At 62.9% G+C, this 13,799-nt stretch carries 15 protein-coding genes; all 15 read right to left on the bottom strand.

Annotated elements, in window-relative coordinates; genetic code table 11:
* Nucleotides 1–66 precede the first annotated feature (66 nt).
* Nucleotides 67–816, bottom strand: coding sequence for an RNA polymerase sigma factor FliA (gene fliA, locus HNE05_RS09205; RefSeq protein ID WP_173205982.1), 750 nt, complete (start codon nucleotides 814–816; stop codon nucleotides 67–69).
* Entirely contained in the window at nucleotides 813–1,646 is an 834-nt protein-coding gene (gene fleN / locus HNE05_RS09200) for a flagellar synthesis regulator FleN (protein ID WP_173205979.1), read from the bottom strand. Before fleN ends, fliA begins: the two co-directional genes overlap by 4 nt.
* Nucleotides 1,647–1,742: 96 nt before the next feature.
* Nucleotides 1,743–3,068 (bottom strand): flagellar biosynthesis GTPase FlhF, encoded by a 1,326-nt coding sequence (gene flhF / locus HNE05_RS09195; protein ID WP_173205976.1) that lies wholly within the window; start codon nucleotides 3,066–3,068, stop codon nucleotides 1,743–1,745.
* Between the two features lie 12 nt (nucleotides 3,069–3,080).
* Nucleotides 3,081–5,204 carry a flagellar biosynthesis protein FlhA gene (gene flhA / locus HNE05_RS09190; protein WP_173211639.1) on the bottom strand — a complete coding sequence of 708 codons (2,124 nt, stop codon included), beginning with the start codon at nucleotides 5,202–5,204 and terminating at the stop codon, nucleotides 3,081–3,083.
* A gap of 148 nt (nucleotides 5,205–5,352) precedes the next feature.
* The gene (locus tag HNE05_RS09185; RefSeq protein WP_173205973.1) at nucleotides 5,353–6,177 is read right to left on the bottom strand and encodes a hypothetical protein; all 825 of its coding nucleotides are present in this window, start codon (nucleotides 6,175–6,177) and stop codon (nucleotides 5,353–5,355) included.
* Between the two features lie 131 nt (nucleotides 6,178–6,308).
* Nucleotides 6,309–7,445 (bottom strand): flagellar biosynthesis protein FlhB, encoded by a 1,137-nt coding sequence (gene flhB / locus HNE05_RS09180; protein ID WP_173205970.1) that lies wholly within the window; start codon nucleotides 7,443–7,445, stop codon nucleotides 6,309–6,311.
* Between the two features lie 3 nt (nucleotides 7,446–7,448).
* The gene (gene fliR, locus HNE05_RS09175; protein ID WP_173205967.1) at nucleotides 7,449–8,225 is read right to left on the bottom strand and encodes a flagellar biosynthetic protein FliR; all 777 of its coding nucleotides are present in this window, start codon (nucleotides 8,223–8,225) and stop codon (nucleotides 7,449–7,451) included.
* Nucleotides 8,225–8,494 (bottom strand): flagellar biosynthesis protein FliQ, encoded by a 270-nt coding sequence (gene fliQ / locus HNE05_RS09170; protein WP_173205964.1) that lies wholly within the window; start codon nucleotides 8,492–8,494, stop codon nucleotides 8,225–8,227. Before fliQ ends, fliR begins: the two co-directional genes overlap by 1 nt.
* A 10-nt stretch (nucleotides 8,495–8,504) precedes the next feature.
* Nucleotides 8,505–9,260 (bottom strand): flagellar type III secretion system pore protein FliP, encoded by a 756-nt coding sequence (gene fliP, locus HNE05_RS09165; protein WP_173205961.1) that lies wholly within the window; start codon nucleotides 9,258–9,260, stop codon nucleotides 8,505–8,507.
* Nucleotides 9,257–9,712 (bottom strand): flagellar biosynthetic protein FliO, encoded by a 456-nt coding sequence (gene fliO / locus HNE05_RS09160; RefSeq protein ID WP_173205958.1) that lies wholly within the window; start codon nucleotides 9,710–9,712, stop codon nucleotides 9,257–9,259. The genes fliP and fliO overlap by 4 nt, the downstream gene beginning before the upstream one ends.
* 7 nt (nucleotides 9,713–9,719) lie before the next feature.
* Nucleotides 9,720–10,199, bottom strand: coding sequence for a flagellar motor switch protein FliN (gene fliN, locus HNE05_RS09155; RefSeq protein ID WP_173205955.1), 480 nt, complete (start codon nucleotides 10,197–10,199; stop codon nucleotides 9,720–9,722).
* A 62-nt stretch (nucleotides 10,200–10,261) separates the two neighbouring features.
* Nucleotides 10,262–11,233 carry a flagellar motor switch protein FliM gene (fliM, locus tag HNE05_RS09150; RefSeq protein ID WP_173205953.1) on the bottom strand — a complete coding sequence of 324 codons (972 nt, stop codon included), beginning with the start codon at nucleotides 11,231–11,233 and terminating at the stop codon, nucleotides 10,262–10,264.
* A 13-nt stretch (nucleotides 11,234–11,246) separates the two neighbouring features.
* The gene (fliL, locus tag HNE05_RS09145; RefSeq protein ID WP_173205950.1) at nucleotides 11,247–11,783 is read right to left on the bottom strand and encodes a flagellar basal body-associated protein FliL; all 537 of its coding nucleotides are present in this window, start codon (nucleotides 11,781–11,783) and stop codon (nucleotides 11,247–11,249) included.
* A 215-nt stretch (nucleotides 11,784–11,998) separates the two neighbouring features.
* Nucleotides 11,999–13,324: a flagellar hook-length control protein FliK gene (locus HNE05_RS09140; protein ID WP_173205947.1), complete on the bottom strand. Its 1,326-nt coding sequence runs from the start codon at nucleotides 13,322–13,324 to the stop codon at nucleotides 11,999–12,001.
* A 108-nt stretch (nucleotides 13,325–13,432) separates the two neighbouring features.
* A complete protein-coding gene (locus tag HNE05_RS09135) occupies nucleotides 13,433–13,783 on the bottom strand; it encodes an Hpt domain-containing protein (RefSeq protein ID WP_173205944.1) in 351 nt (116 codons plus the stop codon).
* Nucleotides 13,784–13,799 lie beyond the last annotated feature (16 nt).

Genomic DNA, 13,799 nt, shown 5'->3' with positions numbered 1-13,799 from the left:
GACCTCCGTACAGTCTTAAACGTCACCGGCCCCCGGAGACGCCGCAATCATGAAACCGGTAGCCCTTCAGCTGGCCCGCCACTCACCCAGACGCGCACGCAAACGTGCGGCGCACTGGCTGTGCAGTTGACTGACACGGGACTCACTGACTCCCAGGACCTCACCGATTTCCTTGAGATTCAGTTCTTCGTCGTAGTACAGCGCCAAAACCAGGCGTTCGCGCTCCGGCAAGTTGGCGATGGCTTCAGCCAGCGCCGACTGGAAGCGCTCGTCTTCCAGCTCATGCAGGGGTTCGGTCTGGGTGCTCCCGGTGTCTTCATGCATGCCGCCATGTTCACCGTCCTGCATCAGGTCGTCGAAACTGAACAGGCGGCTGCCCAAAGTGTCGCCAAGAATGCCGTAGTAATCCTCGAGACTCAATTGGAGTTCGGCCGCAACCTCTTGATCTTTAGCGTCTCGACCCGTGCGGGCTTCAATCTTTCTGATTGCGTCGCTGACCATGCGGGTGTTGCGGTGTACCGAGCGCGGTGCCCAGTCGCCCTTGCGCACCTCGTCGAGCATGGCGCCACGGATGCGGATACCGGCGTAGGTTTCGAAACTGGCGCCCTTGCCTCCGTCATATTTCTTCGAGGCTTCGAGCAGGCCGATCATGCCGGCCTGGATCAGATCATCCACCTGAACACTGGCCGGTAGCCGTGCCAGCAGATGGTAGGCAATACGCTTGACCAGCGGCCCGTAGCGCTCAATCAGCTGGTGCTGGGAATCCTGCGCCTGCGCCTTGTTGTACATACGGAGTCCACTGGCTGCTGCTGTCATACCGCCGTTCCCGCGATCGGTTGCTGCACCAAACGTTCGACGAAAAACTCCAGATGGCCGCGCGGGTTGGCCGGTAAGGGCCACGTGTCGACTTTCTGGGCGATCGCCTTGAACGCCAGTGCGCACTTCGAGCGCGGGAAAGCTTCATAGACCGCGCGCTGCTTCTGCACGGCCTTGCGGACTGACTCGTCGTACGGCACGGCACCCACGTATTGCAGGGCCACATCGAGGAAACGGTCAGTCACTTTAGTCAGCTTAGCAAAGAGGTTGCGACCTTCCTGCGGGCTGTGGGCCATATTGGCCAGAACACGGAACCGACTCATGCCGTAATCGCGGTTGAGCAGCTTGATCAGGGCATAGGCGTCGGTGATCGAGGTCGGTTCATCGCAGACCACGACTATCACTTCCTGGGCGGCGCGAACGAAGCTGACCACGCCATCACCGATGCCGGCAGCGGTATCGATCACCAGCACGTCGAGGTTGTCGCTGATGTCGCTGAAGGCCTGGATCAGGCCGGCATGCTGCATGGGCGTCAGTTGCACCATGCTCTGCGTGCCGGAAGCGGCCGGCACCACACGAATGCCGCCGGGCCCCGGGATTAGTACGTCCTTGAGGTCGCACTCGCCGGATATCACGTCGGCCAGGGTGCGCTTGGCCGTGAGGCCAAGCAGCACATCGACGTTGGCCAGGCCGAGGTCGGCGTCCATCAGCATGACCCGACGGCCGAGATCGGCCAGCGCCAGTGACAGATTCACCGACACGTTGGTCTTGCCGACGCCACCTTTGCCGCCGGTCACTGCAATCACCTGTACGGGATGCAAACTACCCATGTTTTCTACACACCTTGTCTTGCCTGGACTGGGCTGATCGGGCAACTACACCGACCTTTCCTCAACACTAGATCGCCTTGACCGCTACTGCCTGCCCTAACCCGCCCGCCTGGCCGGATTGTGGTACAGACCGGCGAATACATCTGCCATGGCTTCTTCGCTCGGATCTTCCGTGGTTTGCAGGCTGACGGCGCGACTCACCAACTGGTGGCTGCGCGGCACCTGCACATCGTCCGGAATCTTCGGCCCATCAGTCAGATAGGCTACCGGTAGATGCTGGCTGATAGCCAGCCCTAAAACTTCGCCAAGGCTGGTGGCTTCATCCAGTTTACTCAGGATGCAACCGGACAGACCGCAGCGCTTATAACTATGGTAGGCCGCCTTGAGCACTTGGCTCTGGCTGGTGGCGGCCAGCACCAGGTAATTTTTGGCATTCACGCCGCGCCCTGCGAGGCTTTCCAGCTGCATGCGCAGAGCCGGATCGTTGGCTGGCAGGCCGGCGGTATCGATCAGCACCACGCGCTTGCGCGCCAGCGGTGCCAGAGCTTGAACCAGCGACTGGCCCGGATCGACCTGAGTCACCGACACATTGAGGATACGCCCGAGAGTCTTCAGCTGCTCCTGGGCACCGATGCGGAAGCTGTCCATACTCACCAGGGCAATGCTCTGCGAGCCGTATTTGAGTACGTAGCGCGCCGCCAGCTTGGCCAGGGTGGTGGTCTTGCCCATGCCGGCCGGGCCAACCAGGGCGATCACCCCACCCTCTTCCAACGGCTCGACTTTCGGCGTCTTGATCGCGTGGGCCAGATGCGCCAGCAGCATGCGCCAGGCCTGGCGCGGTTCGGCCACCTTGCCGACACGTTCCAGCAGCGCCTTGGACAGCTCAGCGGACAGGCCCATGCGCTGCAGGCGACGCCACAGATTGGCCTGTTGCGGCTTGCGGGTCTGCAGCTGGCCCCAGGCAATCGAGCCCAGCTGCACTTCGATCAGTTCACGCAGGCCATGCAGCTCAAAGCGCATGGCATCGATGGCGCCCTGGTCGGCGCTCGGGCGAGCAGCCACGGGGGCCGCCTGCGGGGCTGCCGGGCGCTGCGGTTTGACCATCGAGGCCGGCAGCTCCGGGGCAATGATCGATTCGTTGGCGAACAGCTGGCGATCCTTGCGCTCATCGGCACTCGCCCGGCTGCTCAGGTCGGCCTGGGCAGTGGCGATCTTCGCCTGGGTCTTGCGCAGCTCGGCTTCCAGCGCCGGGTTGGGCTGGCGCACCGGCTCGGCCGGCAGCTGATAGTCCAGCGCGGCAGTCAGCTCGACACCGCCGGCCACCCGACGGTTGCCGATGATGGCAGCGTCGGCGCCCAGCTCATCGCGCACCAGTTTCATGGCTTGACGCATATCGGCGGCGAAGAAGCGTTTGACTTGCATGGCTTAGAACCCTCAGTTCTGGCCGACCGTGGCAACGATCGTGACCTGCTTGTTATCCGGTATTTCCTGATAAGCCAGGACATGCATGCTGGGTACCGCGAGCCGCGCAAAACGCGAGAGCATCGCCCGAACCGGGCCGGCTACCAGCAGGATCACCGGTTTGCCGAGCATTTCCTGGCGCTGCGCCGCTTCCACCAGGGAGCGTTGCAGCTTTTCGGCCATGCCAGGTTCGAGGAGGATGCCATCCTCGGAGCCCTGACCGGCCTTCTGCAGGCTATTGAGCAATATCTGTTCCAACCTGGGTTCCAGAGTGATCACAGGCAGCTCGGGCTCTAGTCCCACAACGCTTTGCACGATTGCACGAGCCAGCGCGACACGCACCGCGACGACCATCGCGGCGGGATCTTGACTCTTTGGCGCCACATTGGCGATGGCTTCGGCGATGGTGCGAATGTCGCGTACCGGCACCTGCTCCTGCAGCAAAGCCTGCAACACTTTAAGCAGGGTCGACAGCGACACCAGGCCCGGCACCAGCTCTTCGGCCAACTTCGGCGAGCTCTTGGCCAGCAGCTGCAGCAGCTGCTGCACTTCCTCATGACCGAGCAGTTCGTGGGCGTGCTTGTGCAGCACCTGGTTGAGGTGCGTGGCGACTACGGTACTGGCGTCGACCACCGTGTAGCCAAGCGATTGCGCCTGGTCGCGCTGGGTCGGGTCGATCCACACCGCCTCCAGGCCGAACGCCGGGTCCTTGGCGGCAATGCCGTTGAGGGTGCCGAACACCTGCCCCGGGTTGATCGCCAGTTCGCGTTCCGGGTACACCTCGGCTTCGGCCACGCTGACGCCCATCAGGGTCAAACGGTAGGCATTCGGCAGCAGGTCGAGGTTGTCGCGGATATGCACCGAGGGCATCAGAAAGCCCATCTCCTGGGAGAGCTTCTTGCGCACCCCCTTGATCCGCGCCAGCAGCTGCCCGCCCTGGGCCCGATCGACCAGCGGGATCAGACGATAACCCACCTCCAGGCCGACCATGTCCACCGGGGTGACATCATCCCAGCCCAGCTCCTTGACCTCCGGGGAGCGCTGCGCCGGCAGCAGTTCCTGCTGGCGCTGGACTTCCTTGACCTCTTCTTCCTTGCCCTTGCGCTGCTTGTTGGCGATCCAGTAGGCAGCGCCAGCGGCCACCAGGCCGAGGCTGATGAAGGAGAAATGCGGCATGCCCGGCACCAGGCCCATGGCGATCATGATGGCCGCGGCAACCGCCAGTGCGCGTGGCGAAGCGAACATCTGCCGGCTTACCTGGGCGCCCATGTCTTCCGAGGTCGACACGCGGGTGACCATGATCGCCGCCGCAGTGGACAGCAACAGCGAGGGAATCTGCGCCACCAGGCCGTCACCGATGGTCAGCAAGGTGTAGATGCGCCCTGCATCGCCGAAGGACAGATCGTGCTGGAACATGCCGATGGCGACGCCGCCGATCAGGTTGATGAACAGAATCAGCAGACCGGCAATGGCGTCGCCGCGGACGAACTTGCTGGCACCGTCCATCGAGCCATAGAAGTCGGCTTCCTGGGACACTTCGGTACGCCGGCGCTTGGCTTCCGGCTGGTCGATCAGGCCGGAGTTGAGGTCGGCGTCGATGGCCATCTGTTTGCCAGGCATGGCATCCAGGGTGAAGCGCGCGCTCACCTCGGAAATACGCCCGGCACCCTTGGTGACCACCACGAAGTTGATGATCATGAGGATGGCGAACACCACCGCACCGACCACGTAGTTACCGCCGATCACCACCTCACCAAAGGCCTGAATCACCTTACCGGCGGCATCGTGACCGTCCTGACCGTGCAGCAACACCACCCGCGTGGACGCCACGTTCAGCGCCAGACGCAGCAGCGTCGCGGCCAGCAGCACCGTCGGGAATACGGCGAAATCCAGCGGGCGCAGGGAATAGATCGCCACCAGCAGGACCACGATGGACAGCGCGATACTGAAGGTGAACAGCACGTCGAGCAGGAATGGCGGGATCGGCAGCATGACCATGGCGAGCATGACCAGCAGCATCAGCGGGATGCCCAGGTTGCCGTGGCGTAACCCCGACAGGTTGGTGCGTACGTCACCGATGATTTGCGCGCGATCCACTGCCACTTGTTTTCCCCAGCCTATTCAATCTTTTGACGCGAAAGCGCGCCGTGCTGGAGTTATGGCAAGAAGCATTCCAACTTGCTCGACGAGCCTGCAGCGCCCGCAGAGCATGGGCCGCCCTGCGGGCTGCTGGGCGGCTCAGGGGCTAGGCGGCAATGCGCTGACGCACCCGTGGATCGCCCGGCAGGTAGCCACCGGTCACCCGTTGGTAAGCCTCAGAGGTGCGCTTGCCGGGAATGCCGTCGACCTTGACGAAGATCCCCGGGAAGGTATTCAGCCAACCCTGTAGCGCCTCGACCCGCCGCGTCTCGAGTGGATCGGCGCAGGCACTCATCGAGTAGGCCACCACCAACGGCCCGGTTGCCGCCTCTGGTTTGGGCTGATCGGCGAACTCGACCAGGCCGCGCTCGGCCATGCGCCGCAGCAACACAGCGGCGCCACATTGCTTGGAAACCGCGCTGTCGGACCAAGTCCCATCCGCCACGTATTTACCGCTGCTGTAGTGGTTGCAATAGCTCCACAGATAAGGCGTCAGCACATGCGGGTGGTGCAGGCGATAGCCGAAGCCGTTGTACAACTCCAACTGGTAGAGCGTGCCGGCCAGACTCCAGTCGGTCATAGCGCCCAGCTTCTTCAGCAGCAAGGCATCTTCGGCGCTCTCTTCCCAGGGGAACGGTGGATTGCCGGTCTTTGGCCGCCCGGCGGGTACCTGCACGGTACGCGCCGTCAGGGGATCGCCGTTGTGCAGGTGACCGCTGAAGCTTTGCCCGCTTTCCATGTTGTGCACCACCGCGATGAAGCCCCAGGGAATGCCCAGCGCCTGGCCTACCTGCTGGTAGCGCGGGCGGTTGCCATTCAGCTTGTCGATCAGGGCTTCGACCTCGCCGGCCTTGGCCGGGCGGATCTGGCAGCTATTGAAGAGGTGTTCGTATTCGCCGCGCAGGGCGCTGGTGAGGGCAATTCTGGCCATGAGGCTCTCCGATACAGTTGGTCTGACTCCGTTCAGGTTCAGTACCACGGCAACGGCAAGGCCACCGACCTACTAGCAGGTGTAGGTCGCACGGCAGAGCTGTCAAAGGCAGGCGACGAACGTACAGCGCACTACTCGTCGCGGCGCAGATCCGGCGGGATCGGCAGGTTGTTCAACGGGCTCGGGCGCTTGCCCTTGCCAGCGCGGAACTGCTTCAGTTGGTAGACGTAGGCCAGCACCTGGGCCACGGCCAGGTAGAGGCCGGCGGGAATTTCGTGATCGATTTCGGTGGAGAAGTACACCGCCCGCGCCAGGGCGGGTGATTCCAGCAGGGTGACCTTGTGCTCCTGGGCGATCTCGCGAATCTTCAGCGCCAGGAAGTCGCCACCCTTGGCCAGCAGCACCGGCGCATTGCCCTTGGCCGGGTCGTACTTGAGGGCCACGGCGAAGTGCGTCGGGTTGGTGATCACCACGTCGGCCTCCGGCACCTGCTGCATCATCCGCCGCTCGGCCATCTGCCGCTGCAACTGGCGGATCTTCGACTTGACCTCGGGCTTGCCCTCGCTGTCCTTGTACTCGTCGCGCACTTCCTGCTTGGTCATCATCAGCTTCTGCTTGGCATCCCAGAGCTGGAACGGCACATCCACGGCGGCAATCAGAATCAAGCCACAGGCCAGCCACAGGGTGCTCTGGCCGACGATCAGGGCGCCATGCAGGATGGCCGATTCGACCGGTTCATTGGCCAGCGCCAACAGATCGTCCTGATCCGCCGAGAGCACGGCCAGGCCCACCAGCAGGATGATCACGAATTTGGCCAGGGCCTTGAGCAGCTCGACCAGCGCCTTGGTCGAGAACATGCGCTTGAGCCCTTCCCAGGGATTCATCCGGCTGGCCTTGGGTTGCAGCGCTTCGATGGAGAACAGCCAGCCGCCCAGGGCGATGGGGCCGATGATGGAGGCAATCAGCAGCACGATCAGGAACGGCTGCATCATTTCCAGCGCGGCCTGGCCCGCCGCCAGCAGGTACAGCGCCATGCTGCGGTCATCCAGCAGCACCTCGCGCGGCAAGGCGAAATTGGCGCGCATGATGTCGAGCAGGGCATCGCCCATCTGCCCGCCGTACATCAGCAACGCCACGGCACCGGCGAGGGTCACCGCGAGGGTGTTGAGCTCCCGGGAACGGGCGATCTGGCCCTTCTTGCGCGCCTCTTCCAGGCGCTTACTAGTGGGTTCCTCGCTTTTGTCGGCACCGCTCTCGCTTTCAGCCATGCGTTACCTCACCCGCGCCAGTTCGCGCAGCAGTTGCAGGGCCTCGCTGGTGAACACCTGGAAATGGGCGAGGAAATCGGCGGTGCCCAGCCAGAAAATGACCAGCCCCAGCACCAGGGTCAGCGGAAAACCAATGGAGAAAATGTTCAGCTGCGGCGCCGCACGGGTCATCACGCCGAAGGCCAGGTTGACCACCAGCAGGGCGATCACCACCGGCAGCGACAGCAACAAGCCCGCAGCCAGCACCCAACTGAGCTTGCCGGCCAGTTCCCAGTAATGATCGACCAGCAGACCCTGCCCCACCGGCAAGGTGACAAAACTTTCGGCGAGCACCTCGAACACCACCAGATGGCCATTCATGGCGAGGAACAACAAGGTCACCAGCATCAGCAGGAACTGGCCGAGTACCGGTACCGACACGCCATTGGCCGGATCGACCATGGAGGCGAAGCCCAGGCCCATCTGGATAGCGATGATCTGCCCGGCCACGGCGAACAGGTGGAAGTACAGCTGCAGGATGAAACCGAACATCACCCCGATCAGCACCTGCTCGCCAATCAGCAGCATCGACTGCAGGCTCACCGAGTCGACCTGCGGCATCGGCGGCAGGGTCGGCGCCAGCACCAGGCAGATCGCCAGCGCCAGGTACAGGCGCACCCGTGCGGGCACCAGCTGGGTACCGATCACCGGCATGACCATCAGCATCGAGGCGATACGGAACAGCGGCAGGAGGAACTGCCCCAGCCAGCCGCCGATCTGGGCGTTGGTCAGTTCGAGCATCAGCCGATCAACAGCGGGATGTTCTGGATCAGGTTCTGGGTGTACTCCATCAGCTGGCGCACCAGCCAGGGTCCGGCCCAGATCAGGGTAAGCAGCATCACCAGCAGACGCGGGACGAAGCTCAGGGTCTGTTCGTTGATCTGCGTGGCGGCCTGGAACATGGCCACCAGCAGGCCCACCAGCAGGCTGGGCATGACCAGCAGGCCGACGATCATGGCAGTCAGCCAGAGCGCTTCGCGGAACAGGTCAACGGCAATTTCCGGAGTCATGTCAGCCTCGCTATAGGGTGCCGAAACTGCCGGCCAGGGTACCCATGATCAACGCCCAGCCATCGATCAGGACGAACAGCATGATCTTGAACGGCAGCGAGATGATCAGCGGCGAGAGCATCATCATACCCATCGCCATGAGGATACTGGCCACCACCATGTCGATGATCAGGAACGGGATGAAGATCATGAAACCGATCTGGAACGCGGTTTTCAGCTCGGAGGTGACGAACGCCGGGATCAGGATGGTCAGCGGCGCCTGCTCCGGCGAAAGGATGTCGGTACGCTTGGACAAACGCACGAACAGCTCCAGATCGGAGGCACGGGTCTGCGCCAGCATGAACTCCTTGATCGGCCCCTCGGCCTTGGCAATCGCCTGCTGCGCCGGCAACTGCTCGTTGAGGTAGGGCTGCAGGGCATCCTGGTTAATCTTGTCGAATACCGGGGCCATGATGAACATGGTCAGGAACAAGGCCAGGCCGATCAGGATCTGGTTCGACGGCGTCTGCTGCAGGCCCAGGGCCTGACGCAGAATGGAAAACACGATGATGATCCGGGTGAAGCTGGTCATCAGCATGACGAACGCCGGGATGAAGCTCAGCGCGGTCATGATCAGCAGGATCTGCAGGCTGACCGAATACTCCTGCTGCCCTTCGGCGTTGGTGCTCAGGGTAATCGCCTTGAGCGACAACGGATCATCGGCGCCGAACGCCAGCGGTGCCGCCAGTGCCAACAGCAGGGTCAGCAGAATGCGCCAGACGCTCATGTCTTGTCCTTGTCCTTGGGGCCCTGCTGATCCTTGCCGAGCAGCTCCATCAGGCGCTGGGCAAACTCCGGGGTGGCCGGTTCGGCCTCACTGAGCAGCACCGGCTCCTTGAGCACATGCAGCGGGGTGATGCGCCCGGCACTGAGGCCGAGGAGAATCTGCTCGCCGCCCACCTGCACCAGCAGCAAACGGTCACGCGGACCGAGTGCCTGACTGGCCACCAGTTTGATCGCCTGCCCACCGCGCGGGCCGAACTGCTGCACCCGGCGCATGACCCAGGCCAGGGCGAAGATCAGGCCGATCACCAGCAGTAGGCCGAGCAACAGTTGCACCAACTGGCCGCCGATTCCGGCGGCGGCCATCGGCGTCACCGCTGGAGCAACGGGGGTAGCCGGTGCTTCAGCCAGAGCCATCAATGGCAGGGCCAGCAGCAACCCGAAGAGTCTGTGCATGGTCGCCTCAGCGCAGCTTCTTGATGCGCTCGCTGGGGCTGATCACGTCAGTCAGGCGGATGCCGAACTTCTCGTTGACCACCACCACCTCGCCATGGGCGATCAGCGTGCCGTTGACCAGAACATCCAGCGGCTCGCCCGCCAGGCGATCGAGTTCCACCACCGAGCCCTGGTTGAGCTGCAGCAGGTTGCGGATGGAAATATCGGTGCTGCCGACCTCCATGGAGATCGACACCGGGATATCCAGGATCACGTCCAGGTTCGGTCCGTCCAGGCTGACCGGGCCATTACCGAGCTTGGGCCCGGCGCCGAATTCTTCCATCGCCACCCGCGGTGCCGCCGGTTCTGCCGCGCCACCGCCGCCCTGAGCCATCAGCGCATCGATATCGTCCTGCGCGGCGTCATCGCCGGATTCGGCCAATGCCGCAGCCCATTCATCGGCCAGTGCCTGCTCCTCGGGGGAGGTGCCTTCTTCTTCGTCTGCCATCGCTATTCCTCGGCGGGCTATTTATTAGGACAGGCCTGGTCATACCAGGCCCTGGCGCCTGCTTAACGCAAACGCTCGATAGGTTCGATTACCTGCATGGCCAGGTTGCCTTTGTGCGCGCCCAACTTGACCTTGAACGCCGGCACGCCGTTGGCGCGCATGATGATGCTTTCCGGCAGTTCCACCGGTATCACATCGCCCGGCTGCATATGCAAAATGTCGCGCAGCCTGAGTTCGCGGCGGGCCACGGTGGCGCCCAGCGGTACATTGACGTCGAGGATGTCCTCGCGCAGGGCCTTGATCCAGCGCTCGTCCTGATCGTCGACATCGGACTGGAAACCGGCGTCGAGCATCTCGCGGATCGGCTCGATCATCGAATACGGCATGGTGATGTGCAGGTCGCCACCGCCGCCATCCAGCTCGATATGGAAGGTCGACACGACCACCACTTCGCTGGGGCTGACGATGTTGGCCAGCGCCGGGTTCACTTCCGAGTTGATGTACTCGAAGTTGACGTCCATTACCGCGTGCCAGGCTTCCTTGAGGTCGACAAAGGCCTGATCCAGCACCATGCGTACCACGCGCAGCTCGGTCGGGGTGAATTCGCGGCCTTCGATCTTGGCATGACGGCCATCGCCGCCGAAGAAGTTGTCGACCAGCTTGAACACTAGCTTGGCGTCGAGAATGAACAGCCCGGTGCCACGCAGCGGCTTCATCTTCACCAGGTTGAGGCTGGTCGGCACGTACAGCGAGTGCACGTACTCGCCGAACTTCATCACCTGCACGCCACCCACGGCCACATCGGCCGAGCGGCGCAGCAGGTTGAACATGCTGATGCGGGTGTAACGGGCAAAACGCTCGTTGATCATCTCCAGGGTCGGCATGCGCCCACGGACGATGCGGTCCTGGCTGGTCAGGTCATAGCTTTTGACGCTGCCAGGCTCAGCCTCGTCTTCGGTCTCGACCAGGCCGTCGTCGACGCCATGCAGCAGCGCATCGATTTCGTCCTGTGACAGCAGGTCTTGTACGGCCATGTGTAACTCCCGCCTACTGCAACACTAGATTGGTGAACAACACCTGTTCGACCACCATTTTCCCGGTTTCCTTCTGCGCCAACTCCTGCACCGTGGTGGTGGCCTGTTGGCGCAGCATTTCCTTGCCCAGCGGGGTGAGCAAGGTAGCGAAGTCCTGACCGGAAAACATCATCACCAGACGGTTGCGCAGCACCGGCATATGCACTTTCAGGGCATCCAGTTCAGCCTGATCACGGGCCATCAGGGCCACACTGACCTGCATGTAGCGTTGCCGGCCCTGGTGGTTGAAATTGACGATGAAAGCCGGCGCTATCTGCTCATAAATAGCCAGCTTCTTGACGGGGGCAGCAGACTCGGCAGCGCCTTCCTCGGCAACCTCCCCCTCTTGCGCCTTGCTATCGCCCTTGCCCAGCAGGAACAGCGTGGCCCCCACGGACAGGCCAATAGCCAGCAGCAGCGCCACCCCGATCAGGATGATGAGCTTCAACTTGCTCTTGCCAGCCGGTTTGTCGCCATCTGTTGTAGGTTGCGGCGCTTGTTTCTTTGCCATGCCAAAAATCCGTCGCTGATCAGGGTTTTGTCTGCGGTCAAAGGCTTAGGAGCAAGTGTTATGCCATCTTGTAAACAAAATAGCTGCTCAAGCGCCCGCCGACACAGCCTGCCGATATACCAAGGCACAGACCGCGTGTCACCCGAAAACGACGGCGCCCGGTGCTTTTCTCAGCACCGGGCGCAATTTTTTACCGTGAAGCGAGGTGCAACAGGTCAGGCGTAGTAATCCACCAAACCACGCGGAGCGCTGCTAGTGGGGCTGCGAACCTCGCTGATGCCACTGAGCAATTCATCCTCGCCCTCCCCGCCGGAACCACCGGAGCGGCCGGACTGACGCTGTGAGTCCTCCCCCCCGCCCTGCCAGCCGCGAGCCAGCGACTGATCGGAAACGTTGACATCCAGTTGCCCCATGCCCTGCTGGGTGAACATGTCACGCAGGCGCTGCATCTGCCCTTCCAGCTGGTCACGCACGTTGGCGTTGGCACTGATGAAGGTCACCTGGGCGGCCTGATCCTTGTTCATCTCGATGCGCACTTCCAGGCGCCCCAGCTCAGCCGGGTCGAGCTGGATCTCCGCCGACTTGAGGTTCTGACTGGACAGCCACATGACCCGGTCGACCACCGCCTCACTCCATGCGCCTTGCTGCATGGCGACTGCCTGTCCCGGTACCAGCGGCAAACGCTGTGCACCCGTGCTCTGTTGGGAAATCGCCTGACTCAAGGCGCTGAGCTTGCTGGCCAGGGCATCGGCGCGTGCGTCCGTCTGCCCCTCACGCACACCCGGCAGGCTGCTTTCCACAGTCTCGCCCAGCAGTTCCGCCGCATCCAGCTCGCTGCCTTCGCCCTCTTCGGCGGGTACGGCGTCACCTGCCATTGCCGCCAGAGCATTGGCAAAGCCCTCACTCGGATTGACCGCTTGCTGCGCCGCCAGGGCGCCTGGGCTCAACTGCTGCTGAGCCGCCGCCTGATTTTGCGCCCCTATCTCCAGCGCCATACGCACGCCAGGCAGACTGTTGAGCATATCCAGCTCGGGATCATGACTGGCCTCGGTGAGTGTTGCCGGCGCGGCGCTGTTCACCGTCGGGGTGGTAGGCAGCAGGGTTGGCAGCGCTGTATCGCTGGCGGCCTCGCCTTCAGGGACCACCAGGCTCCCACCCTCCACCACTGTTTCTGCAACCTCCTCTACTGGTAGCTGGCCTGCCATGGCCATCAACAGCAGCGGGTCGAGGGTCGACGCTTCCTCTGCCACCCCCTCCTCCGGCAAGGCCTTGCCGCTATCGGCAACGACTGGCTGCTCCGTGACCGCCTCCTCAGCCGCTGGCTCTGCCGACTTGCCCTCGTCAGCCGACTGCGCGCCAGACTTGGCCGCTGCCTCCTTGCGCTCAGCCACCTTGCTCTGACGCTCCTTGGCATACACTTCGGCAAAGCTGGAAGCCTCATTCTTGACGGGTTCTGGCGCATTAGAAGGAGGCTTGGGCACGGCGGCCTTGGGCCGCACATCGGGCGCGGTCTGTAACAGGAAATCCGGTGCAACGGACATGGGTACTCTCCGTTTTGGTTGGGTCGTACCGGGATATAGCAAGCAGCGGGCCAGATTCTTGGTAGGCCACCGAGAACATGCCAAAGAGGGAGAAATAGAGAGCGGAAACTAGCGGTAACGCTGGCGCTCGGCGCGAAACAGGATGCGCACGATGGCGAACTCGCGCTCGACCTGCTCGATCAGCCCTGGCGCCACATCCAGTTGTTCGCGACGCGCAGCCTCTTCCAGCTGCTTGCACAGGCCAGCCAGTAGCGGCGCGCCCATGTTGCTGCAACTGCCTTTGAAGCTGTGCGCGGCCAGGCGCAGGGCCTGTGCATCTGCAGCCTGCTGGGCATGCTTAAGGCTGCGCAGGCGCTCATCGGAGTCGGCCAGAAAAGTATCCAGGAGCACCGGATACTCGTCTTCCATGACATCCTGCAGGGCTGCCAGCACATTGTTGTCGAGGTGGAGGTCGGACACCAGCTCACTCCTTGAT

It is taken from the genome of Pseudomonas campi (assembly GCF_013200955.2).
GTDB lineage: Bacteria > Pseudomonadota > Gammaproteobacteria > Pseudomonadales > Pseudomonadaceae > Aquipseudomonas > Aquipseudomonas campi.
The sequence above is the reverse complement of the archived record's forward strand: the minus strand, read 5'-3'. Positions and strand labels throughout refer to the sequence as shown.

Coding starts and splice junctions, on each gene's coding strand:
- fliA (WP_173205982.1), bottom strand. CDS start 816: ATGACAGCAGCAGCCAGTGGACTCCGTATGTACAACAAGGCGCAGGCG.
- flhB (WP_173205970.1), bottom strand. CDS start 7,445: ATGGCTGAAAGCGAGAGCGGTGCCGACAAAAGCGAGGAACCCACTAGT.
- fliL (WP_173205950.1), bottom strand. CDS start 11,783: ATGGCAAAGAAACAAGCGCCGCAACCTACAACAGATGGCGACAAACCG.
- fliR (WP_173205967.1), bottom strand. CDS start 8,225: ATGCTCGAACTGACCAACGCCCAGATCGGCGGCTGGCTGGGGCAGTTC.
- fliP (WP_173205961.1), bottom strand. CDS start 9,260: ATGAGCGTCTGGCGCATTCTGCTGACCCTGCTGTTGGCACTGGCGGCA.
- flhF (WP_173205976.1), bottom strand. CDS start 3,068: ATGCAAGTCAAACGCTTCTTCGCCGCCGATATGCGTCAAGCCATGAAA.
- fliM (WP_173205953.1), bottom strand. CDS start 11,233: ATGGCCGTACAAGACCTGCTGTCACAGGACGAAATCGATGCGCTGCTG.
- fliQ (WP_173205964.1), bottom strand. CDS start 8,494: ATGACTCCGGAAATTGCCGTTGACCTGTTCCGCGAAGCGCTCTGGCTG.
- HNE05_RS09185 (WP_173205973.1), bottom strand. CDS start 6,177: ATGGCCAGAATTGCCCTCACCAGCGCCCTGCGCGGCGAATACGAACAC.
- fleN (WP_173205979.1), bottom strand. CDS start 1,646: ATGGGTAGTTTGCATCCCGTACAGGTGATTGCAGTGACCGGCGGCAAA.
- fliN (WP_173205955.1), bottom strand. CDS start 10,199: ATGGCAGACGAAGAAGAAGGCACCTCCCCCGAGGAGCAGGCACTGGCC.
- fliO (WP_173205958.1), bottom strand. CDS start 9,712: ATGCACAGACTCTTCGGGTTGCTGCTGGCCCTGCCATTGATGGCTCTG.
- HNE05_RS09140 (WP_173205947.1), bottom strand. CDS start 13,324: ATGTCCGTTGCACCGGATTTCCTGTTACAGACCGCGCCCGATGTGCGG.